This is a genomic window from Acinetobacter sp. SAAs474, assembly GCF_032823475.1.
Lineage (GTDB): Bacteria > Pseudomonadota > Gammaproteobacteria > Pseudomonadales > Moraxellaceae > Acinetobacter.
Genome location: NZ_CP127915.1, coordinates 3,185,712 through 3,207,699, shown reverse-complemented (window position 1 = coordinate 3,207,699; position 21,988 = coordinate 3,185,712). Strand labels below are relative to the sequence as shown.

The following is a 21,988-nucleotide window of genomic DNA, read 5'->3' as shown; positions in this document are numbered from 1 at the left end:
TGATGTTATGGTGCGATGAATAAGTGATCGTTATTTAATTTAAATTCATCTAAATCATATATGTCATATACTTTATCCTTAACCTTTTACTATCCATATTTACCATGGTATGACTGAATGAATTAAATTTAAAACATATTAAAAATCACGATATAAAATAAGGAGCTATTATGTTAATTCAAAATTTTTTTCACATAGACTTACTTTATTTTATTGCTATATTTATATATTTAATAAGTGGTATCTTATTGTTGATGTTTTTAGAGTTAAGTTTTAAACATGGCGTGATGCAATGTATTTTAATGATGTCTATTTCTTTAACCAGCTTATTCAGCTTAATGCTGTTTAGTTTTATTGTGACATAATTGTAATAACAATACCTTAAAGCAGATTTTACCAAAAAGAATATAAAATTAATTTGCTCGGCTGATCACCGAGCAAAATATTAAAATAAATGAACTGATGGTCGTGATTTTATGATGCTGATTTATTTTTATATCATCTCTAAATAAATAAGCAGTTTAAAATCAATATAGCTCAATATATTGATGTTGTACCTTCGCGGATCAAGACGAGAGACTTTTATTCTCCTGTGCTCTTTTCTGTAGGTATGTCATGCCTCTCCAATTAAATTTCTGTGCACAAACCCCTAAGCTAACGATAAGTAAGGCGAGCAAACTGGTATAGACGACTTCTTTAAAATAAGTGCCTTCTATAACCATAGTGATTAATGCACCGATAATAAATATGATCACCAAATAGGTTAACCAAGGAAATAACCACATTTTAAATGGAATTTCTTGTCCTTCTGCCTGTAACTTTTTACGTAATTGTAATTGCGAAATTGCAATTGCGAGATAGACATATAAGGATACAGTACCTGTTGCCAGCATTAATACGTCATAGACATTCATACTTTCTGTTGCAGTTAGATAAACTGCGACCAGTGAAAAAAGACTGGAAAAAATAACGCCAACCCACGGGCTATTATTTTTATTGGTAAAGCCAAAGCTCTTTGGTGCATCGCCTCGTTTAGAAAGTGAATATACCATACGTGAACATGTATAAAGCGCTGAATTAAAGCAACTACATACAGATGTCAGCACCACAAAATTAACAATATGACGTGCTTCAGGAATACCTAGCGCTGTTAGCGTAACACTATATGTTCCCCATGTTGGATCTTTGAGGAGTGGATTGTTGAATGGAATTAAGCAAACGGTAATCAACATTGAGCCAACATAGAATAAAATAATGCGCCACACAATTGAATTGGATGCTTTTCGAATTTCTTTCGCTGGATTTTTAGTTTCAGCTGCTGCCACAGTGACAATCTCTGCTCCCATATAAGCAAACATGACACCTAATAATGCGGTAATAACAGAGGAAATACCATTTGGCATAAATCCATCAGCTGTTAAATAGTGTGCACCACCAACCATAGAGGCATCACCCCAAGGCCAGAGATGAAATATGGCTAAACTGCCAAACACTAGAAAGAGAATAATCGCGATGACTTTAATTAATGCGAACCAAAACTCGAATTCACCATAGTTTTTGACATCACATAGATTAATCCATACCAAAGCCACAATCACCAACAGCATATAGGCCCATACTGGAATAAATGGAAACCAGTTATTTAAAATCGTGCCTGCAACAAAAGCTTCCCATCCCATAAGTAAGGTCCAAAAGGACCAATATAACCATCCAATTGAAAATCCAGCCCAACGGCCAATTGCACGATCTGCATAAGTAGAAAAAGAGCCACTATCTGGATTGAGTACAGCCATTTCACCAAGCATTCGCATAATGAAAAGTACCAATAAGCCGCCTAAACTATAGGCAATAAGTGCAGCAGGACCTGCATTGTAAATTACATTACCTGAACCAACAAATAATGCACCACCAATTACACCCGCGATAGAAATCATTGTGAGATGGCGTGATTTAAGTCCAGTCTTTAGGCCATCTGATGTGTCAGATTGAGAGATATTTTGAGTATCAGTCATATTATTTCCATTAATATCAATGATATAGTTTTAAATTAGATTGATGCGATGTTAATATTCTTTATCCTTACAACGGTGGCTAAATGCTTGCATATATCATTTAGTTTCAGTCAACGAAGATACAAAATACGTGTTTATATCAAGGCATGAAAATCACATATTCATCATCAAACTATTACATACTGCTTGTAGATGCTGCTAATTTCTCTTTTTTATGATGGAGTAACGAGAGCCATTTTTTATTAATTCAAGGGAGCCAATTGTAATAAATAACTTAAAATAAGCACAGATAATATTTACAGTCAAATAAATAGCACATAATATAGTGATGCAAAAAATTCTTTTATTGATTAATTTAATTGTAGTGATGATAGGTAGCAAATAAAAATATCATCTAGATATTAATCTCGATGACTTTTAATCGTTTTCATATACTATCGCAATTTTTGATATGTATACCATTTGATCATTATTTTAGTCTAGTCAAACCCACTAAAATATTTTATAGCTTCATTTAGATCATGGATAATCACTTTTTTAATAATAAACTAACAACAGTTTCCATATTGATGTCAATCTAATTATAATGACAATCATAGATCTATTGATCATTTTTTATGATCCATATCATCAATGTCAATAATGTCAGATTAGCATTATCTTTTCTGTCACAGAGTTTAGGTATATTGTCGATTTTAATAGAATCGAAATGATATTTTTCATATTACACTTACTAAATTATTGATGATTTACAATAATAGTTCTTAAGATAAATATTACATTAATCAGCTCTATTTAGTTTTAGCCTGATCGACTTAAAAATTAAGGTTGTAAAGTTGGAATCCCAGCATCACGTAAACATTTTAATAAAACACCAAAAGCAATGAATATTTCCTGTTCACTTACGCAAGCAAAACCCATTAATAAACCTTTTTGTCTGGTTGAATAATGTTTAATATAATATTGAGATAAAGCTCGAACTTTAATGCCTTGATCAAGTGCATTTGATGCAATTAAAACATCATCGCTATGGTTGGGGAGCTTAAGAATAAGATGTAATCCGGCCGCAGTATTATATTCATGTAAAAAATCTGGACCCAGATATCGCTGAATTAAGTTAATTAAAAATGTATGGCGTTTACTATAGAGTAAACGCATACGTCGAATATGTGCACTATAATGACCTTCACGAATAAATTCCGCCAAAGCTTTTTGCTCAATTAAGTGCCCACCTCTATATAATTCAGATGAAATAATACGTAAAGATGAAAACAATTTTTTAGGTACAACTAAATAACCAATTCTTAGTGCAGGATAAATTGTTTTACTAAATGTTCCCATATAAATGACAGGTGAATCAGATTCCAAGCCTTGTAATGAAGGATACGGTTGTCCAGAAAATCTAAATTCACTGTCATAATCATCTTCGACAATCCAGCTTTTGTGCTGACGTGCAATCGCCAGTAATTGTTTGCGTCTTGCGACACTTAAATGTGAACCCAGAGGATACTGATGTGATGGTGTTACAAAAATGAGTTTAGGTGGTTTGACTGGTTCGAGATCCGGAATAATTCCTTCTTGGTCTACAGGTAATGAACGTAAATGAACACCGTTCATTCGTAGAATATTACGAGCTCCCCAATAGGCTGGATCTTCAATCCAGACCTCATCGCCGGTATCAGTTAGAGCGCGTGAAACTAAATCAATTGCCTGATGCGTGCCTTCAGTAATAATAATTTGATCGGCATCACATTGAACTGAGCGTGCAATTTGTAAATATTTAGCAAGTTCTTGACGTAACTCTAAACAGCCACCTGCATTACTGTAAATTAAGTGATTCACTTCAGGCTCGCGGCTTAAACGCATTTGGATACGACTAAAAATATGATGTGGAAATTCAGTTACATCTGGGACACCGGGAACGAATGCACCCCATTGATAAGGGGAAGCAGCAGAGTAACCAATTAAGTATGAACCTCGCTGTGATAAGCTATAATCTGCGGCAGGCTTATTGTGCTGTAGAGCGGTATTTTTATTTTCAGCTTTAATTAAAAATGATTCAGGTAACTTATCGGCGACCCATGTACCTTGGCCTGTACGAGCATTCACATAACCTTGTGCTTGTAATTGCTCATAGGCACTTAAAACAGTATTGCGTGAAACTTTAATTTCTTTAGCCAGATCTCGAGAAGCAGGTAAGCGTATCTGAGGTGCGAGAATGCCCTCAATAATGGCATTACGTAAACACCGAAAGAGTCTAATTTGCAAAGTTCCATCAGTATCCTGCTGTAATCGTTGCAGTAAATAATCTCCAAGCAAACTACGCAATAGAACTCTCCTACACATTAAAAATGATGCTAATCAGCACATCATCATTATTTTTCTAAAAAATCATCATAATAGTAAAGACTTTACGATATTGATCTTAACAAAAGATAATGTTATTTATCGCAGTATACATCGATATAGCTAAAATCAAAGATAAAGCAGTAAATCTAGCGCATCGTATATCAGACAAAATAATGACTAAATTTACTTATTTTTATCTATTCAATTGCAGCAATAACTTTGCTACGCTGATGGATCATAGATATTTGATAATCAATTCTAAAACATACTTTCATCAGAATTCGCTGAAATTTTATGAATTGATAAATCTGCACCACGAAATTCTTCTTCTTGGGATAGTCGGATACCCATGGTGTATTTGAGTGTGCCGTAGATAATGAAACCACCAGAAACAGCAATCGCCATTGCTAATAGGGTACCTATGATTTGAGAAATCATTGAAACGCCACCAAGCCCTCCCAAAAACTGCTGTCCAAATAGCCCTACCGCCAGTCCACCTAAAACACCACATACGCCATGAAGTGGCCATACACCAAGTACATCATCGACTTTAAGTTTGTTTTGTGTGTAGGTAAATAATTTTACAAAACAGAAACCTGCTAATGCACCAATCAAAAATGCACCAATAGGATGAACAATATCGGAGCCAGCACAAATAGCAACTAAACCTGCCAAAGGTCCATTATGTAAAAAGCCGGGATCATTTTTACCACAAAATTTTGCAGCGAGTGTTCCTCCAACCATTGCCATTAATGAATTAATCGCAACTAAGCCAGAAATGGCATCTAAGCGCTGAGCACTCATCACATTAAAGCCAAACCATCCTACAATTAAAATCCACGAACCGAGTGCTAAGAATGGGATTGAAGAAGGTGGGTGAGCCATGATACGGCCATCTTTTTTATAGCGTCCACCACGTGCACCGAGCAAAATGATGGCAATAAGTGCAATCCATCCTCCCATGGCATGGACCACCACTGAACCTGCAAAATCATGAAACCCTGCCCCAAAATGGACTGCTAACCAATCCTGTAAACCTAAGTTACCATTCCACATGATGCCTTCAAAAAAAGGATAAACCAAGGCAATCAGAAAAAGCGTTGCGATGGCTTGAGCGCTCATTTTTGCACGCTCAGCAATGCCTCCTGAAATAATTGCAGGGATTGCGGCTGCAAATGTAAGAAGAAAGAAACAGCGCATGAGGTTGTAGCCATGATCGGAGGCAAGCGTGGTTCCGTTATGGAAAAAATGTTGACCATAAGCAATATAGTAACCAATAAAGAAATAGGCGATGGCTGAAATTGCAAAGTCAGTTAAAATTTTACTCAGTGCATTGACTTGATTTTTATGCCGAACTGTACCTAATTCTAAAAAAGCAAATCCAGCATGCATAGCAAGAACTAAAATTGCACCAACAAGGAGAAAGAATAAATCTACATTTTGCATGATAGGGATCCAAATTAGTGCGGTCTATCTTTAAATATGGATTAGTATACCCAGACCTCATTTAAATAAAATAATGACAAAGTTGGAAAATTTTGATTAAGGCAACTTAAAAAATCATAAGACTCGATATAAGGCAGGAATACCGCTATTGTATATAAATTGCACCATATTGATGCGGCTTATGTTTTAATAAAAATTATTTAAATTCATGCTGTTATATTTTTTAAATGGCATTGGTCATGTATGGAAAATTAAAATGGTGCGACGTTTATTGAGTATTGATATTAATCAATTAAATTGTAATCGAATACAATAGTAAAACTAACTTATCAAGAAATCGATGATATCCATCGCGTTTTATTTAAAATATTATTAGAACTGCACAATAACAAAGCAGTTAGCCGAATTGATCTGGTCATTGGATCAATTATAATTTGTTATATGTTATATCAGTGAATGATTACAATATAGTGATCATATTGATTCAAAATTTAATCTCTTTGATATCTTATTTTAACGCTGGTAATGTTGCGGGGATTACGCTACTTTGTAGAAGAGTACTTAAATCTGTTTACACCTGCAGTATTGGCAAGATAAATCTATAAATATAATCAATGATAAATAAAATAAGTATTTGAGCAAATAAAGTCATTTAATTGTATAAGCTTGTATATACAAATTGGTCATAATCTAGATAAAATTACCCACCATATTGTGTATGAGTTTGAGTTCATGTTACCTGCATCCATGCAAAATGATTTGGATTTATCATTGGAAAATGATCGTCCAATACCCTTGTATTTACGTGTAAAACAAATGATTTCACAAAAAATCTATGATCAAACTTGGGCTGTAAATAAAAAAATTCCGTCTGAAAGTGAATTGGTTAATTTACTGGGTTGTAGTCGTATGACTGTCAATAGAGCTTTGCGTGAATTAACCAATGAAGGTTTATTGGTCCGTATACAAGGCGTAGGTTCGTTTGTTGCAGAAGGCCAGGGCCGCACGGCTTTGTTTCAGATTAATAATATTGCAGAAGAAATTATTGCCCGCAATCATCGCCATCGTGCAAAAGTTTTAGTTTTAGAGCAAATTTCAGCCAATACAGAGCAAAGTTTATTGATGCAAATTCGTGAAGGACAGCCACTCTTTCATTCTATTATTATTCATTATGAAAATGATATTCCTGTACAAATTGAAGATCGATTAGTCGATCCGAGCTCAATTCCAGATTATTTAACCCAAGATTTTAGCCACATTACCCCTAATGCTTATTTAATGTCTAAAGCGCCAGTGACCGAAGGTGAACATATTGTGACAGCCATTCTTGGTTCTCCTCAAGAATGTAAGTGGTTGAAAATAAATAAGACAGAACCTTGTTTATTGATTCGTCGACGTACATGGTCGTATAAGCAACTGATTTCCAGTGCCCGTTTGATTTATCCAGGTAGTCGTTACTATTTAGAGGGTAAATTTACACAATAAGCATATATGCGTAAGGACTCGTGATCATATCATGGATTAAACAATCCAATAGTCTACTTGGGCGTTAACGCCTTGTTGTGGAGCAAGTTGAATTGAATGGCTATATTTTGATAATTGATATGATAACAGCGAGTTGTTATTCGATATTTTGTTGTAGATGAAACATATTGATAATTTTATAACCATAGATGATCGTGAATATTGATGGTCTAGAGCGCTAAAGGGTGATCATCACTATCGTTTGATATTGGTTATGGGGGATTCATGCAGAGCAATAATTCAAATGAGTCATTTGAATCGCATTCATTCGCCACAAAAAACTGGCATGATGATTAAAGTGGATGAGATACAGCACAGATTCAGCATGCCAACTTAGCTCAACTTATGTTAAGTAAAGCCTTGAGCGATTAAATATTAGCATTGATTAACCACGATATTTAAAGGTACAAAAAAGCCGATCTGTTCACGTTCAGAAAATACAACAACCTCTTATTTTCCCATATAGAAAATTCAAAAATCTGTCTAATTGTATCCATTAAACTTCAATGATGATCTTTTGACGAAACTAGATATTAGACCATGACGGTGGTTTTCTTATTATTTTATTAAAATTAATTCTTTTTATTTTAATTACTTATATCTTATTTTTATAAAATACAGTGAAAGTCTCTTTTCAAGTATAAAGTTTTGTGTAGTATATAGATGTATATACAAGTTAATACATTTATCTATCTTAATAGAGCATGTAATTTTCGGTTTAAATCTCAATGGAAGGAGTCCGATTGTGGATACAATGACAACAATGTTTCGTGACATAGAAATTCGTGCGCCACGTGGTACAACACTCAATACAAAAAGCTGGCTGACTGAAGCACCTTTGCGGATGTTGATGAATAACCTTGATCCTGATGTCGCAGAAAATCCTAAAGAACTGGTTGTTTATGGCGGAATTGGTCGCGCTGCACGTAATTGGGAATGTTTTGATAAAATTGTTGCAACGTTAAAGACCCTAGAAATAGATGAAACGCTATTGGTACAATCTGGTAAACCTGTGGGCGTATTTAAAACACATCCGGATGCGCCACGTGTATTAATTGCCAATTCGAATTTGGTTCCACACTGGGCAAATTGGGAACATTTTAATGCCTTGGATGCAAAAGGGTTGGCCATGTATGGTCAAATGACCGCTGGTTCTTGGATTTATATTGGTAGTCAAGGCATTGTACAGGGAACATACGAAACTTTTGTTGAGGCAGGACGTCAGCATTATCAAGGCGATTTAACAGGTCGTTGGGTGTTAACAGCAGGTTTGGGAGGAATGGGCGGAGCTCAGCCTTTAGCGGCAACACTGGCTGGCGCATGTTCATTGAATATTGAATGTCAACAGGCCAGTATTGATTTTCGTTTACGTACACGTTATGTCGATGAGCAAGCAGTAGATTTAGATGATGCATTAGCACGTATTCAAAAATATACCGAACAAGGTCAGGCCGTCTCAATTGCATTACACGGTAATGCAGCTGAAATTTTACCAGAATTGGTTCGTCGTGGCGTACGACCAGATATGGTCACCGATCAAACCAGTGCACATGATCCATTAAATGGTTATTTACCGATTGGTTGGACATGGGAAGAATATCGTCAACGTGCTAAAACTGAGCCAGATGTTGTAGTAAAAGCAGCAAAACAATCTATGGCAAAACACGTGCAGGCCATGCTTGATTTTCAAAAGATGGGCATACCAACATTTGACTATGGCAATAATATTCGTCAAATGGCACAAGAAGAAGGGATTGTCAATGCGTTTGACTTTCCGGGCTTTGTTCCTGCATATATTCGTCCATTATTTTGCCGTGGCATTGGGCCATTCCGTTGGGTCGCACTTTCTGGTGATCCAGAAGATATTTATAAAACGGATGCAAAAGTAAAAGAATTGATTGCAGATGACGCACATTTGCATCGTTGGTTAGACATGGCACGTGAACGCATTAGTTTTCAAGGCTTACCAGCACGTATTTGTTGGGTCGGTTTGGGTTTAAGAGCAAAACTTGGTTTGGCTTTTAATGAAATGGTACGTTGTGGTGAACTTTCAGCACCGATTGTAATTGGTCGTGATCATTTAGATTCAGGTTCAGTCTCTAGCCCTAATCGCGAAACGGAAGCGATGAAAGATGGCTCTGATGCTGTATCAGACTGGCCATTATTAAATGCCTTATTGAATACCGCAGGGGGAGCAACTTGGGTATCACTACACCATGGTGGTGGTGTAGGTATGGGCTTTTCTCAACATTCAGGTGTAGTGATTGTCTGTGACGGTACGGATGAGGCTGCAGCGCGTATTGCACGTGTATTGACCAATGACCCTGCCACAGGTGTGATGCGTCATGCTGATGCAGGCTATGAAATCGCCGTCAATTGTGCCCAAGAGCAAGGCTTAAACTTGCCAATGATCACAGCCTAATCAATCGATAAGGAGCAAACGATACTGTTACCTTGATCGTAAACAGTATCGTTACAGCACAATAATATACAAAACAGGATGTCAATCATGGAACTTCTTATTCAACCCGGTAAATTGAGTTTAGCTGATCTTCGTCATGCTTATCTTCATCCTATTCAAGTGAAGCTGGACCACAGTGCCATGGAGATGATTGATGCAAGCGTGGCTTGTGTCGAGAAAATTGTCAATGAAGGCCGCACTGCTTATGGTATTAATACAGGTTTTGGTTTACTGGCTTCAACGAAAATTGCAGCTGAAGATTTAGAAAAATTACAACGTTCATTGGTACTTTCTCATGCTGCTGGTGTGGGTGAGCCGCTAGATGATGCAATGGTACGTTTGATTATGCTGTTAAAAGCCAATAGTTTAGCACGTGGCTTCTCGGGTATTCGTCCTAAAGTGATTGATGCGATTTTGGCATTGATTAATGCTGAAGTGTATCCACATATCCCTTTAAAAGGGTCTGTGGGTGCATCTGGTGATTTGGCACCATTGGCACATATGTCATTGGTACTGTTAGGTGAGGGTAAAGCACGTTATAAAGGGCAATGGTTACCCGCGATTGAGGCATTGAAAGTTGCAGGTCTTGCGCCAATTTCTCTGGCAGCCAAAGAAGGATTAGCGTTATTAAATGGTACTCAAGTTTCAACCGCCTATGCTTTACGTGGTCTGTTTGAAGCTGAGGATCTGTTTGCAGCAGCGACAGTATGTGGTGCATTAAGTGTGGAAGCTATGTTAGGTTCACGTGCACCATTTGACGCACGAATTCATGCTGTACGTGGTCAACGTGGTCAAATTGATGTTGCTGCAGCTTATCGTGACTTACTGACAGATTCTAGTGAGATTGCACGTTCTCATGAAGATTGTAGCAAGGTGCAAGATCCATATTCATTACGTTGTCAGCCTCAGGTGATGGGGGCATGTTTAACCCAGATTCGTCAGGCAGCAGAGGTATTAGAAATTGAGTCGAATGCAGTATCAGATAATCCTTTGGTATTTGCAGCAGAGGGTGAAGTGATTTCTGGCGGAAACTTCCATGCTGAACCAGTGGCTATGGCTGCTGATAATTTAGCACTTGCAATTGCTGAAATCGGTTCACTTTCCGAGCGCCGTATTTCGATGATGATGGATCGTCATATGTCGCAACTTCCACCATTTTTGGTGGCAAATGGTGGCGTAAATTCAGGATTTATGATTGCACAGGTGACCGCAGCTGCATTAGCCAGTGATAATAAAGCATTAGCACATCCTGCAAGTGTGGACAGTTTACCAACATCAGCCAATCAGGAAGATCATGTTTCGATGGCACCGAATGCAGGTAAACGATTATGGTATATGGCGGATAATGTTCGTGGCATTTTGGCTGTTGAATGGTTAGGTGCTTGTCAAGGCTTGGATTTCCGTGAAGGTTTAAAAAGCTCTGAAAAGCTTGAACATGCACGCCAAATTTTACGTCATCAAGTCCCATATTATAGTGAGGATCGTTTTTTTGCTCCAGATATTGAGCAAGCAAGTACATTACTTGGTACAGGCTGTTTGAATAATTTGGTTATTTCCAATTTACTACCAAGTTTATCAGGTGCTTAACTCAGATAACGGTCACATGGAGTGACCGGATCTCATTTAATTTACTCAGGGACTGGAGATAATAATGTCACAACATTCTACTTTACAGCGGGGATTAAATACCCGTCATATTCGTTTTTTGGCATTAGGTTCGGCAATTGGAACAGGACTATTTTATGGCTCAGCAACAGCCATTAATATGGCAGGTCCGTCAGTACTATTGGCCTATATGATTGCTGGAATTGCAATTTATATTGTCATGCGTGCATTAGGTGAGATGGCTGTACATAGTCCTGTATCTGGTTCTTTTAGCCATTATGCCTCACAATATATTGGTCCATTTGCAGGCTTTACCACGGGCTGGACCTATGTTTTTGAAATGATCATTGTGGCACTTGCTGATGTTACTGCTTTTGGAATTTATATGGGATTTTGGTATCCCGATGTTCCTCGATGGATTTGGATTTTGTCACTGATTATGTTTTTAGGTGCAATTAATCTGATTCATGTCAAAGTTTTCGGTGAACTAGAATTTTGGCTTTCGATCGTTAAAGTAACAGCTATTATCGCCATGATTGTGGGTGGCTTGGGGCTAATGATTTACGGTTTTAATGCTGATCATGTGGGTGTAACGACTGGAATACAAAATTTATGGTTACATGATGGTTTTATGCCAAATGGTGTTGGTGGATTGATTGCCTGTTTATCTGTCGTTGTTTTTGCTTTTGGTGGTATTGAAATTATTGGTATTACTGCAGGTGAATCTCAAGATCCTAAAACAGCTATTCCCAAAGCAATTAATGCAGTTCCAGTGCGAATTTTACTCTTTTATGTCTTGACGATTTTTGTGTTGATGTCAATTTTTCCGTGGAATCAGATTGGTAGTCAAGGTAGTCCATTTGTACAAATTTTTGAAAATCTAGGGATTGAATCTGCCGCAACTATTTTAAATATTGTGGTTATTACGGCTGCTGTATCTGCTATTAATAGTGATGTTTTTGGTGCGGGGCGTATGCTGTATGGTATGTCTAGTCGTGGACAAGCACCCAAAGTATTCCAAAAAATTTCTAAAAATGGCGTACCTTGGATGACTGTTGTAGTCATGGCTGCAGTTTTATTGGTGGGTGTCGTGCTGAATTATTTAATCCCTGAAAATGTATTTATTCTGATTGCATCAATTGCCACCTTTGCCACAGTTTGGGTGTGGTTAATGATTTTAATTTCTCAAGTTGCAATGCGTCGTAAACTTTCGAAAGAGGAAATTAAAGCACTTCATTTTCCAGTGATTGGTTGGCCTTATGCACCTGCGTTTGCCATTGTGTTTATGTTATTTATTTTAGCTATGATGGGATATTTCCCCGATTCTCGACCTGCACTTTATGTCGGTATTGGTTGGCTGATTCTTCTCTATATCGCCTATATCATTTGGGTAAAACCTAAACAAGACATGATTAAAATAGATCGAAATTTGTCACCAAGTTTTAAAATAAAAAGCGAATAAATCAACTGTTCAAAATGGAATTACTTTGAATAGGGAGCATATTTGAAATGAAAAAGCTGTGGAAAAATTGCCAGATTGCAACCATGCAAGATGGAAAGTATAACATTATTGAACATGCGGCTTTGGTGAGTTCTGGGCATTTAATTGATTGGATTGGTCATGAGCGTGACTTAGTAATAGATCATGATATTGAAACAATCGATTTAAATGGTGCGTGGTTAACACCAGGTTTAATAGATTGTCATACCCATAGTGTCTTTGGTGGTCATCGTAGTATTGAGTTTGAACAGCGTTTACAAGGCATGAGTTATGCTGAAATTGCCGCGGCTGGTGGTGGAATTGCCAGTACCGTTCGTGCAACACGTCAGGCAAGTGAAGGGGAATTACTGGTATCGGCATTAAAACGTATTCGTGGTTTGCTTCAGGAAGGTGTCACGACGATTGAGATTAAATCTGGTTATGGTTTAGATTATTTTCATGAACGTAAAATGTTACGTGTCATTCGTCAAGTTGCAGATAGTTTACCGATGACGGTACGCAGTACCTGTTTGGCTGCACATGCTTTAGCGCCTGAATATGAAAATCAAAGTGATGCCTATATCGACTATATTTGTACGCAGATGCTGCCTAAGTTACATCAAGAGGGTTTGATTGATGCTGTTGATGCATTTTGTGAATATTTAGCATTTTCGCCCGCACAGGTTGAACGTGTTTTTCAAACGGCACATGCATTAAATTTACCGGTAAAGCTACATGCAGAACAACTATCTGCTTTGGGAGGCGCTCGTCTTGCCGCACGTTATCAGGCTTTGTCTGCAGATCATTTAGAGTTTATGACTGAGGATGATGTAAAAGCAATGGCTGCATCGGGTACCGTGGCAGTATTATTACCTGGAGCATTTTATTTTTTACGAGAAACGCAATTACCACCCTTAGATCTTTTACATCAATATGGGGTGCGTATTGCTTTATCCAGTGATTTAAATCCTGGAACATCGCCAGTGTTATCTCTACGCCTAATGTTAAATATGGGCAGTACATTATTTCGTTTAACACCTGAACAAGCCTTGGCAGGTGTAACACTACATGCTGCATATGCATTGGGTTTGCAAGATACCCATGGCAGCCTAGAGATCGGTAAGGTGGCCGATTTTGTGGCGTGGAATGTTGCACATCCTTCAGAAATTGTTTATTGGTTGGGCGGAAATTTATCAAAACGTGTCATTCAACATGGCGTTGAAGTTTTTGCTGACGGTGAACATGGCTGGATTGGGTGAGATTAAAGATGAATCATTTATTTAAGTGGACTGGTCGAGATGATGGTGAAGGTGAGCAACATCAACGTATTTATCATGTTGTGAATCGCAGCCTAATCCAGCATGATGCATTTGCATTGATTGGCTTTGCTTCGGATGAAGGCGTACGGAGAAATAAAGGACGTATAGGTGCAGCAGAGGCACCCGATGCTATTCGACGGCAGTTGGCAAACTTGCCAGTCCATCAGGCCACTTCAATTGTGGATCTAGGTACGGTTGAATGTCATGCTGAACAATTAGAACAAGCACAGGCACAACTTGCAGCACAGGTTGAGCAAAGCCTGATGCAGAAAATGAAACCAATTGTCATCGGTGGCGGGCACGAAACAGCACTGGGTAGTTTTTCTGGGTTATTAGATTATGTGTTAAAGAACGAACCAGATAAAAAAATAGGTATTATTAATTTTGATGCACATTTTGATTTACGTGAGGCAGAGCAGGTAAGTTCTGGAACACCATTTCGAGATGCAGCAAAACGCTCTGCACAGTACCAGCAGGAATTTCATTACCTATGTATTGGTGTGGCCAAACATTCTAATACCAAAGCATTATTTGATACCGCAGCACATTTAAAATGCCAATATATCGATGATCAACAATTGCAATATCTACCAATCGATCATTTGATTGCCAAGATGAATCATTTTATAGCAAAAGTTGACCTGTTATATGTCTCAGTCGATTTGGATGTATTTCATGCCAGTATTGCACCTGGCGTCAGTGCACCTGCGGTTAAAGGCATAGGTCTGGATATGTTTGATACATTATTCCATGCGATTCATCAGACTGGAAAAATTAAGCTGTTTGATGTGGTGGAGTGTAATCCACGTTTTGATCTGGATCATCGCACAGCCAAGTTAGCCGCTTATATTATTTTTAATTACATTTTTACTTAATGGCTCGGCCTAAGCTGATCCATGATTTTTTTCTATAAGGATATAAAATGTCAAAATTATCATATATTTCTCAACATCAAGGGCCATGGTCAACGTATTTAGAGCAAATTGATCGGGTTGCACCTTATTTAGAGCATCTCAAGGATTATATTGATACATTAAAACGTCCAAAGCGAGCATTGATTGTGGATGTACCAATTGTGATGGATGATGGCAGTATCCAACATTTTGAAGGTTATCGGGTACAGCATAATTTATCTCGTGGGCCAGGTAAGGGTGGAATCCGTTTTCATCCAGATGTTGATTTAGATGAAGTAATGGCACTTTCAGCATGGATGACCATTAAAACAGCAGTCGTTAATTTACCTTTTGGTGGTGCAAAAGGGGGAGTACGTGTCGATCCTCGTAAATTATCACCACGTGAATTAGAGCGTTTAACACGTCGTTACACCAGTGAAATTAGCCATATTATTGGACCACAAAAAGATATACCAGCACCAGATGTAGGAACAAATCCCAATGTGATGGGATGGATCATGGACACATATTCATCAGGTCAAGGCTATACGGTAACAGGGGTAGTGACGGGGAAGCCAGTGCATCTAGGGGGATCTTTGGGCCGAATAAAAGCAACAGGTCGAGGTGTCTTTATCACAGGTCAACAAGTCGCTAAAAAAATTAAATTGCCGCTTGAAGGTGCTCGCGTTGCAGTACAAGGTTTTGGAAATGTTGGCAGTGAAGCTGCTTATTTATTTGCTCAATCAAACTCAAAAATTGTGACAATTCAGGATCATACAGGAACAATTTATCATCCTGAAGGAATTGATCTGGATGCATTAAGCGTGTATTTAGAACTCAATCAAGGTGTTTGTGGATTTAGTGGTGCTCAAGCGATCAGTGATGAAGATTTTTGGTTGGTGGAAATGGATATTCTTATTCCAGCAGCATTAGAAGGACAAATTACAGTTGAACGCGCCAAAAAACTGTCAGCCAAACTGGTATTGGAAGGAGCCAATGGACCCACTTATCCAGAAGCAGATGACATTCTTGTACAACGTGATATTACTGTAGTTCCAGATGTGATTTGTAATGCAGGTGGTGTGACGGTATCTTATTTTGAGTGGGTTCAAGATATGTCGAGTTATTTTTGGTCAGAAGACGAAATTAATCAGCGCCTCGATAAATTGATGATTCAAGCCATCGATGATGTATGGAATACGGCACATGATAAAGCATGTACTTTAAGGACTGCGGCATTTATTTTAGGCTGTGAGCGGATCTTAAAGGCACGTAAAGAACGCGGAATTTTCCCCGGTTAATCACTTTTAAAGCAATCAGTATTTTCTGGTGTTATTGAGATGGAGTGTAGATAAAACTATCTTACACTCCATTAAGTTTTTTAATATATTGGAATATTCTTTTTATGAGAACTGTATTTGAATATTAGCTGATTATTGAAATCATCTATTTAATTCACGTTATCCTAAAAAAATCACATAAATTATAACTTTTAATACAGTTTAATTAAAAATAAAGCATTGAATTTATGTTGAGATATTGGCTTAATATTTTATAGTTTTTTATCTTTACATAAATATTTTGATGATTGAATACAGGAGTAAATCATGAATAAACTGTTGATTGCCGGTACAATGATGGCCACGATTTTGTTTGTAGGTTGTAGTCAAGACAACAAAGAAGCACAAAATCCTGAAACAGGTGCAAGCACTGGACAACATTTACAGAATGCTGCACATCAAGCCGGTCATGATGTTCAAGATGCAACTTCTAATAATATCGAAAAATTAAATAAAACTGTTGATGATGCTTCTGCAAAGTTAGAAAATTCAACCAATCAAGTGGTTGATAAAATTAATACAGCAACTGAGCAGGTTAAATCAGTGACAGCAGATACGGCACAAAAAGCTGAAGATGCAACACGTAATGCAACCAATAAAGCAGCGACAACCATTGAAAAATCTGCACAAGATTTAAAGGAAAAAACAGAAAATTAATTCACCTTAAATTCATGATGAATACTTCACTGGATAGTGATAAGCCAGTGAAGTTTAACCTGATCCAATCAATAGCTATCATTGATTTTTGATAAAGATTCATGTCAATGTTGGGAACGATGCCATTATGGATTAAGTTGTATGCTGCGACTGATCTATAATGCGGATATATAGCGTACTTATTATTTGATTTCCCTCATTCTTTTGATATTGTCATTTGATGTATTTTTGTATAACAATAATAATTCACTGGATATTTAGAATATTATTTTAACTGATATTAATATAAATTAAGAGTACATTATGAAATCACCTTTATCTATTCTCGCGATAGCAGTTGTAACAACATTGATGGTCGGTTGTTCAGGTCTATCTGTACCTAAAAAACAAGCGACAACTGCTGCGGGTGGTGCCGCAGGTGCCGCAATTGGAAGTAAAGTGGGAGGGACAACAGGTGCTACAATTGGTGGTGCAGTGGGTGCAGGTGCAGCATCGAGTATAGAAAGTAACCGCAAATAATGATTCAGTAGCACGCGATAAAAGCCGGCAAAATATCTTGTGATGGATATATTTTTTATGACATTATAGACAGGCAATAGGCAAAGTTTGTGGCTTAAACGAGATCAACTATTCGGATCATTAGAGGGTTGGCCCAGCAACATGGCCAACTAAAAATATTAAATGTCATAATGAATAATCAATAAGATGATTTAATTAAAAATATTGTTTATCTATAAGATTAACCTTCTTCAGTTTTTTAATGAGAAGCATCTGAATTGATTGTGATCAATATATTGTGGTGTGATTTTAATCATCATCAAGCAAATATAGAGATCAATCAATTTAATAGGTGGATAAATGATCAATACAAGGATCATGTGCGATGCGCCATGTTTCAAATCATTCTCACCCCCAGTTAGCTGAGCAACCAGAAATTATTGCGCTAGCTGAACTGGTGGGATGTAAGGAATGTGACACCCTATATAAAAAAGAGCCATTGGCGGCTGGTGAAAAAGCATTTTGCATCTGCTGTGGTGCTGAACTATATCAACCCCCAAAATCATTAACCACACTTTTGGCCTTAGTTGTTACCGCTTTAATTGTGTTTGTGGTGGCCAATAGCTACCCAATTATTTCGATTGAACTCGATGGCAATCATTCCGAAACGACTTTAATGGGTGCTGTCGTTGCGATGTTTGATATTGATCATATTTTTGTGGGCTGTTTAATTTTAATGACCACATTTATTGTACCTTTAGTCAATATATTACTGCTTCTTTATGTGCTGACTAGCGTGACCATTCTTAAAGTACGCCCCAAGTTTTTAGTTCCAGCATTACATCTGATCTTTTTATTTCGTATTTGGGGCATGATTGAAGTTTTTTTAATTGGGGTATTGGTGACGCTGGTCAAATTGGTCGGAATGGTGGTGGTTACACCAGGTATCGCGTTATGGGCATTCGCAGTATTAAGCCTCTTAATGATTCGTATTGCTTCAGTGAAACTGCAAGATATTTGGGATGAAGTAGACAGGTGCTTACCATGAAGCGATCGGTTTATTCACGACAACAGCTTAGTCAGCAACAACAGAATATGGCACAAGCAGTTGTGCAAGCTAAATCGATACGTGCACATGATTTAGGATTATTAATTTGCCCATGTTGCGGTTTATTAAATGATGCCTCTATATCGGCAAAAAACGTCACAGATAAATTGCGGTGTGTACGTTGTCATAACAAATTATATATGCGTAAACCAAATAGTTTATCTCGTACATTGGCCTTGGTAATTGCAGCCACGATCCTATATATTCCAGCCAATGTTTTACCCATGACGATTGTCGATTCTTTATTTGGCAGTCAGAAAGATACTATTTTTACAGGAGTAATCTATTTCTGGCAAAGTGGCGATTATTTGGTTGCAACCATAATTTTTTGTGCCAGTATTTTTATTCCGATGCTGAAGTTAATTATTTTATATTTTTTATTGCTTGTGGTACATCTACAATCAAAACAACGTATTAAATTTTCACCTAAAGCCTGTGCTAAATTATATCGGATTGTTGAAGTTGTTGGTCGATGGTCGATGATTGATGTTTTTGTGGTGGCATTATTAACGGCCTTAATTCAAATTCAGTCTTTGGCGACCATTCTCGCAGGCCCAGGAGCAATCGCGTTTGCTGCTGTGGTGGTTTTAACTTTGTTTGCATCATTGAGTTTTGATCCTAGAGTGATATGGGATAATTATTTTATTACACTTGATGATGCACAGCAGCAATCTCTTCGCTTTGAATATGTTACTGTGAGTGAAAAAGAGACTTCACGGATCAATAACTCCATCAACACCAGCCAATAAGAACGATGCCTATGTCTGAAAATACTACCAATGATAAACCTTCAGATCAAAATAAGCCTGTTGGCATACAAGTAAATGATCATGAAATAAAATCAATTCATCAACATGCCTTGCCAACGCCAAATAAAAAGAAAGCGAAGTGGAAGCCTTCTCTCATTTGGATTATTCCAATCGTCACTTTATTAATCGCAATTTCACTGGCAGTTAAAGCATTTATGAATGTGGGACCAACGATTAATGTTTCTTTTCGATCTGCAGAAGGATTGGTGGCAGGTAAAACCACGGTGCAATTTAGGCAGGTCAATATAGGCTTGGTTCGAAAGATTATGTTGTCAGATGATTTATCTCATGTGATTGTACAAATTGAGTTGACGAAAGATGCCAGTAATTTTGCATCGACTGACTCGAAGTTTTGGGTAGTACGCCCACGTATTGGTACAAATGGGGTTTCTGGTATCGATACTTTACTTTCAGGTCCTTATATTGAGGTTGAAGGCGGAAAAGCACATCAGAAAGAAACAGATTTTCTTGGCTTGGAATTTCCACCTGTAGTGGCATCTGATGTACCTGGTAAAACTTTTTTTCTACAGGCCAGTGATTTAGGTTCATTGGATATTGGTTCACCGATTTATTATCGTCGTATTAATGTAGGGCAAATTACGGCATATAAACTGTCCAATGATGGAACCAAGGTCGAATTACGTATTTTTATTCGCGCACCTTATGATAAGTTTGTGACAACTAATGCACGTTTTTGGCAAGCCAGTGGCATTGATATAAGCTTAAATGCGTCAGGATTTAATTTAAAAACACAATCGTTGACCAGTATTGTTTCAGGTGGTATCGCATTTGGTTATCCAGAGCATGCGCCAGTCGCAAAAGCAGCATTAAATGGCAATACTTTTGAGTTGAAAGCTTCACAGACAGATGCATTGAAAAATCCAGATGGTAAGGGATATCCAATTGTGATGTATTTTGAGCAGTCATTACGTGGTTTAAGTGCGGGTGCACCGATTGACTTTATGGGTATTGATATTGGTAAAGTGACGTCAATCAATGCAGAGTTTAGTGATCATCATACGCAAATGCGTATGCGTGTTGATGCTGTCATTTACCCATTACGCTTGGCTGATGGCTCTGAAATTAATCCAAATGGTGATATTTTTAAACAATTTATCAAGCGTGGCTGGCGTGCACAAATGCGTACAGGTAACTTGTTAACAGGCCAAAACTATATTGCTTTTGGTCAATTTCCGCGTGCCAAACCAGCAAAATTAAAAGTATTGTCAAATCATGTGGTTGAAGTTCCAACCATGCCAACAGAACTGAGTGATTTACAAGCTCAAGTTTCAATGATTGCAGATAAACTGAGTAAGTTTCCATTGAATGAAATTGGTGGTGATGTTCGCCAGACTTTAAATAGTATGAATAGCGCTATTCATTCTACAGATCAATTGGTTAAACGACTAGATGGTCAATTGGCACCAGAGATGCAAGCCACTTTAGATCAGCTACGTCAAACCATGCGATCATCGGAATCTATTTTATCGAGTGATGCACCAATGCAGCAAGATATCCGTCGTGCTGTACAACAAATGACACGTGCTGCTGCATCAATACAATTAATGGCCGACTATATTGAACAGCATCCAGAATCGCTGATTCGTGGTAAAAAGCCGGAGACGAAACATGCTCAATAAACTAAAATTAAAATGGATCGGGTTCAGTCAAAAAAAGATCGATGCGTATAAAAATCGAGCGAACTCATCTGTCGTAATATATCATCGCATAGCATGGATATTCGCTTTGAGCGTCATACTACTGAGTCTGGCGGGATGTTATCGGTCCGTGTCACCTCAATTTTATACTTTAACGCCAAAACTTACCCCTTTGGCCAGTTCACCAGTGAAATTGATTGAAGTCCTTCCTGTAGGATTACCTCAGCGTTTAGATACGTCATTAATGGTATTACAGAAATCTAATGGTGTATCGTATATGCTCGATCAGCAACGCTGGACCTCTAGTTTAAGTGACGAATTACATAGCGGTTTATCTGCGGGTTTGCAGCAAAAACTGGGTGCCATAGACGTATATCAAAACGGTTTAACAGGTGGTAAAACATGGTATACCATTGCAACAGAGTTTTCTCGTTTTGATATTGTCGAGCATGCTGACAAAGCAGCGACGGATATCGAAGTGATGGCTGCTTGGGTTATTAAGCGTCATGATGCGAGTCCAAATAAACTTTCACAAGGACAATATCCTCATCAATTAAGTTGTCGTATGAATTTTAAAAACTCAGTGGATTCAGGCAAAGATTTTGTAGACATTGTGAAAAGCTATCAAAATTCATTAAATCGTGTCATTGATGCGATCGCAATATCTACTCTTGCCGTCGATACAAAGCAGCAACCTGCGATTGAAGGGGTCATCTGTTTTTAATCGTGATGATCAAATAAAAAATAGATGAATTTAGGATACTGCTCATGATGAATTGCACTTTACCATAGCAAAAATAAACCCGTTTTATGGCTTATTATCGTAATC

16 protein-coding genes and 1 pseudogene are annotated in these 21,988 nt (G+C 37.6%); 14 read left to right on the top strand and 3 right to left on the bottom strand.

What is annotated here, in order from left to right:
* Positions 1-170: 170 nt before the first annotated feature.
* The gene (locus tag QSG86_RS16025) at positions 171-365 is read left to right on the top strand and encodes a hypothetical protein (RefSeq protein WP_317032403.1); all 195 of its coding nucleotides are present in this window, start codon (positions 171-173) and stop codon (positions 363-365) included.
* Positions 366-566: 201 nt separating this feature from the next.
* On the opposite strand, the gene QSG86_RS16020 is transcribed toward QSG86_RS16025, so the two are convergent.
* From QSG86_RS16020 to QSG86_RS16010, 3 genes are all read right to left on the bottom strand, one after another.
* The gene (locus QSG86_RS16020; RefSeq protein WP_317032402.1) at positions 567-2,012 is read right to left on the bottom strand and encodes an amino acid permease; all 1,446 of its coding nucleotides are present in this window, start codon (positions 2,010-2,012) and stop codon (positions 567-569) included.
* An 822-nt stretch (positions 2,013-2,834) separates the two neighbouring features.
* Positions 2,835-4,340 carry a PLP-dependent aminotransferase family protein gene (locus QSG86_RS16015; RefSeq protein ID WP_317032401.1) on the bottom strand — a complete coding sequence of 502 codons (1,506 nt, stop codon included), beginning with the start codon at positions 4,338-4,340 and terminating at the stop codon, positions 2,835-2,837.
* 279 nt (positions 4,341-4,619) lie between these two features.
* Positions 4,620-5,807, bottom strand: coding sequence for an ammonium transporter (locus tag QSG86_RS16010; protein WP_317032400.1), 1,188 nt, complete (start codon positions 5,805-5,807; stop codon positions 4,620-4,622).
* A gap of 732 nt (positions 5,808-6,539) precedes the next feature.
* Between QSG86_RS16010 and hutC the strand changes: the two genes are divergently transcribed.
* The 13 genes and pseudogenes from hutC (at position 6,540) to QSG86_RS15945 (ending at position 21,883) form a co-directional block, all read left to right on the top strand.
* Entirely contained in the window at positions 6,540-7,292 is a 753-nt protein-coding gene (gene hutC / locus QSG86_RS16005) for a histidine utilization repressor (protein WP_317032620.1), read from the top strand.
* Between the two features lie 793 nt (positions 7,293-8,085).
* A complete protein-coding gene (gene hutU / locus QSG86_RS16000; RefSeq protein WP_317032619.1) occupies positions 8,086-9,753 on the top strand; it encodes a urocanate hydratase in 1,668 nt (555 codons plus the stop codon).
* An 87-nt stretch (positions 9,754-9,840) separates the two neighbouring features.
* Complete coding sequence (gene hutH / locus QSG86_RS15995) at positions 9,841-11,379, top strand: histidine ammonia-lyase (protein WP_317032399.1); 1,539 nt, start codon at positions 9,841-9,843, stop codon at positions 11,377-11,379.
* A 64-nt stretch (positions 11,380-11,443) separates the two neighbouring features.
* Positions 11,444-12,859, top strand: coding sequence for an amino acid permease (locus tag QSG86_RS15990; RefSeq protein WP_317032398.1), 1,416 nt, complete (start codon positions 11,444-11,446; stop codon positions 12,857-12,859).
* A gap of 47 nt (positions 12,860-12,906) precedes the next feature.
* The gene (gene hutI, locus QSG86_RS15985; RefSeq protein ID WP_317032397.1) at positions 12,907-14,136 is read left to right on the top strand and encodes an imidazolonepropionase; all 1,230 of its coding nucleotides are present in this window, start codon (positions 12,907-12,909) and stop codon (positions 14,134-14,136) included.
* A gap of 8 nt (positions 14,137-14,144) precedes the next feature.
* Positions 14,145-15,071, top strand: coding sequence for a formimidoylglutamase (gene hutG, locus QSG86_RS15980; protein WP_317032396.1), 927 nt, complete (start codon positions 14,145-14,147; stop codon positions 15,069-15,071).
* A 47-nt stretch (positions 15,072-15,118) separates the two neighbouring features.
* On the top strand, positions 15,119-16,390 hold the full coding sequence (locus tag QSG86_RS15975) for a Glu/Leu/Phe/Val dehydrogenase (RefSeq protein WP_317032395.1): 1,272 nt from the start codon (positions 15,119-15,121) through the stop codon (positions 16,388-16,390).
* A 306-nt stretch (positions 16,391-16,696) separates the two neighbouring features.
* Positions 16,697-17,086 carry a hypothetical protein gene (locus QSG86_RS15970; protein ID WP_317032394.1) on the top strand — a complete coding sequence of 130 codons (390 nt, stop codon included), beginning with the start codon at positions 16,697-16,699 and terminating at the stop codon, positions 17,084-17,086.
* Between the two features lie 303 nt (positions 17,087-17,389).
* Positions 17,390-17,605: a hypothetical protein gene (locus QSG86_RS15965; protein ID WP_317032393.1), complete on the top strand. Its 216-nt coding sequence runs from the start codon at positions 17,390-17,392 to the stop codon at positions 17,603-17,605.
* A 418-nt stretch (positions 17,606-18,023) separates the two neighbouring features.
* Positions 18,024-18,632 (top strand): paraquat-inducible protein A, encoded by a 609-nt coding sequence (locus QSG86_RS15960; RefSeq protein ID WP_317032618.1) that lies wholly within the window; start codon positions 18,024-18,026, stop codon positions 18,630-18,632.
* Positions 18,633-18,679: 47 nt separating this feature from the next.
* Positions 18,680-19,334: pseudogene (locus QSG86_RS15955) on the top strand (paraquat-inducible protein A); the annotation flags it as partial.
* Positions 19,335-19,452: 118 nt separating this feature from the next.
* Entirely contained in the window at positions 19,453-21,141 is a 1,689-nt protein-coding gene (locus QSG86_RS15950) for an intermembrane transport protein PqiB (protein WP_317032392.1), read from the top strand.
* A gap of 148 nt (positions 21,142-21,289) precedes the next feature.
* On the top strand, positions 21,290-21,883 hold the full coding sequence (locus tag QSG86_RS15945) for a PqiC family protein (RefSeq protein WP_317032391.1): 594 nt from the start codon (positions 21,290-21,292) through the stop codon (positions 21,881-21,883).
* Positions 21,884-21,988: the final 105 nt, after the last annotated feature.

Excerpts from the sequence above, each read along its gene's own strand:
- hutH (WP_317032399.1), top strand. The coding sequence starts at position 9,841 with ATGGAACTTCTTATTCAACCCGGTAAATTGAGTTTAGCTGATCTTCGT.
- hutG (WP_317032396.1), top strand. The coding sequence starts at position 14,145 with ATGAATCATTTATTTAAGTGGACTGGTCGAGATGATGGTGAAGGTGAG.
- hutC (WP_317032620.1), top strand. The coding sequence starts at position 6,540 with ATGTTACCTGCATCCATGCAAAATGATTTGGATTTATCATTGGAAAAT.
- QSG86_RS16025 (WP_317032403.1), top strand. The coding sequence starts at position 171 with ATGTTAATTCAAAATTTTTTTCACATAGACTTACTTTATTTTATTGCT.
- QSG86_RS15975 (WP_317032395.1), top strand. The coding sequence starts at position 15,119 with ATGTCAAAATTATCATATATTTCTCAACATCAAGGGCCATGGTCAACG.
- QSG86_RS15950 (WP_317032392.1), top strand. The coding sequence starts at position 19,453 with ATGTCTGAAAATACTACCAATGATAAACCTTCAGATCAAAATAAGCCT.
- QSG86_RS15970 (WP_317032394.1), top strand. The coding sequence starts at position 16,697 with ATGAATAAACTGTTGATTGCCGGTACAATGATGGCCACGATTTTGTTT.
- hutU (WP_317032619.1), top strand. The coding sequence starts at position 8,086 with ATGACAACAATGTTTCGTGACATAGAAATTCGTGCGCCACGTGGTACA.
- QSG86_RS15990 (WP_317032398.1), top strand. The coding sequence starts at position 11,444 with ATGTCACAACATTCTACTTTACAGCGGGGATTAAATACCCGTCATATT.
- hutI (WP_317032397.1), top strand. The coding sequence starts at position 12,907 with ATGAAAAAGCTGTGGAAAAATTGCCAGATTGCAACCATGCAAGATGGA.
- QSG86_RS16010 (WP_317032400.1), bottom strand. The coding sequence starts at position 5,807 with ATGCAAAATGTAGATTTATTCTTTCTCCTTGTTGGTGCAATTTTAGTT.
- QSG86_RS16020 (WP_317032402.1), bottom strand. The coding sequence starts at position 2,012 with ATGACTGATACTCAAAATATCTCTCAATCTGACACATCAGATGGCCTA.
- QSG86_RS15965 (WP_317032393.1), top strand. The coding sequence starts at position 17,390 with ATGAAATCACCTTTATCTATTCTCGCGATAGCAGTTGTAACAACATTG.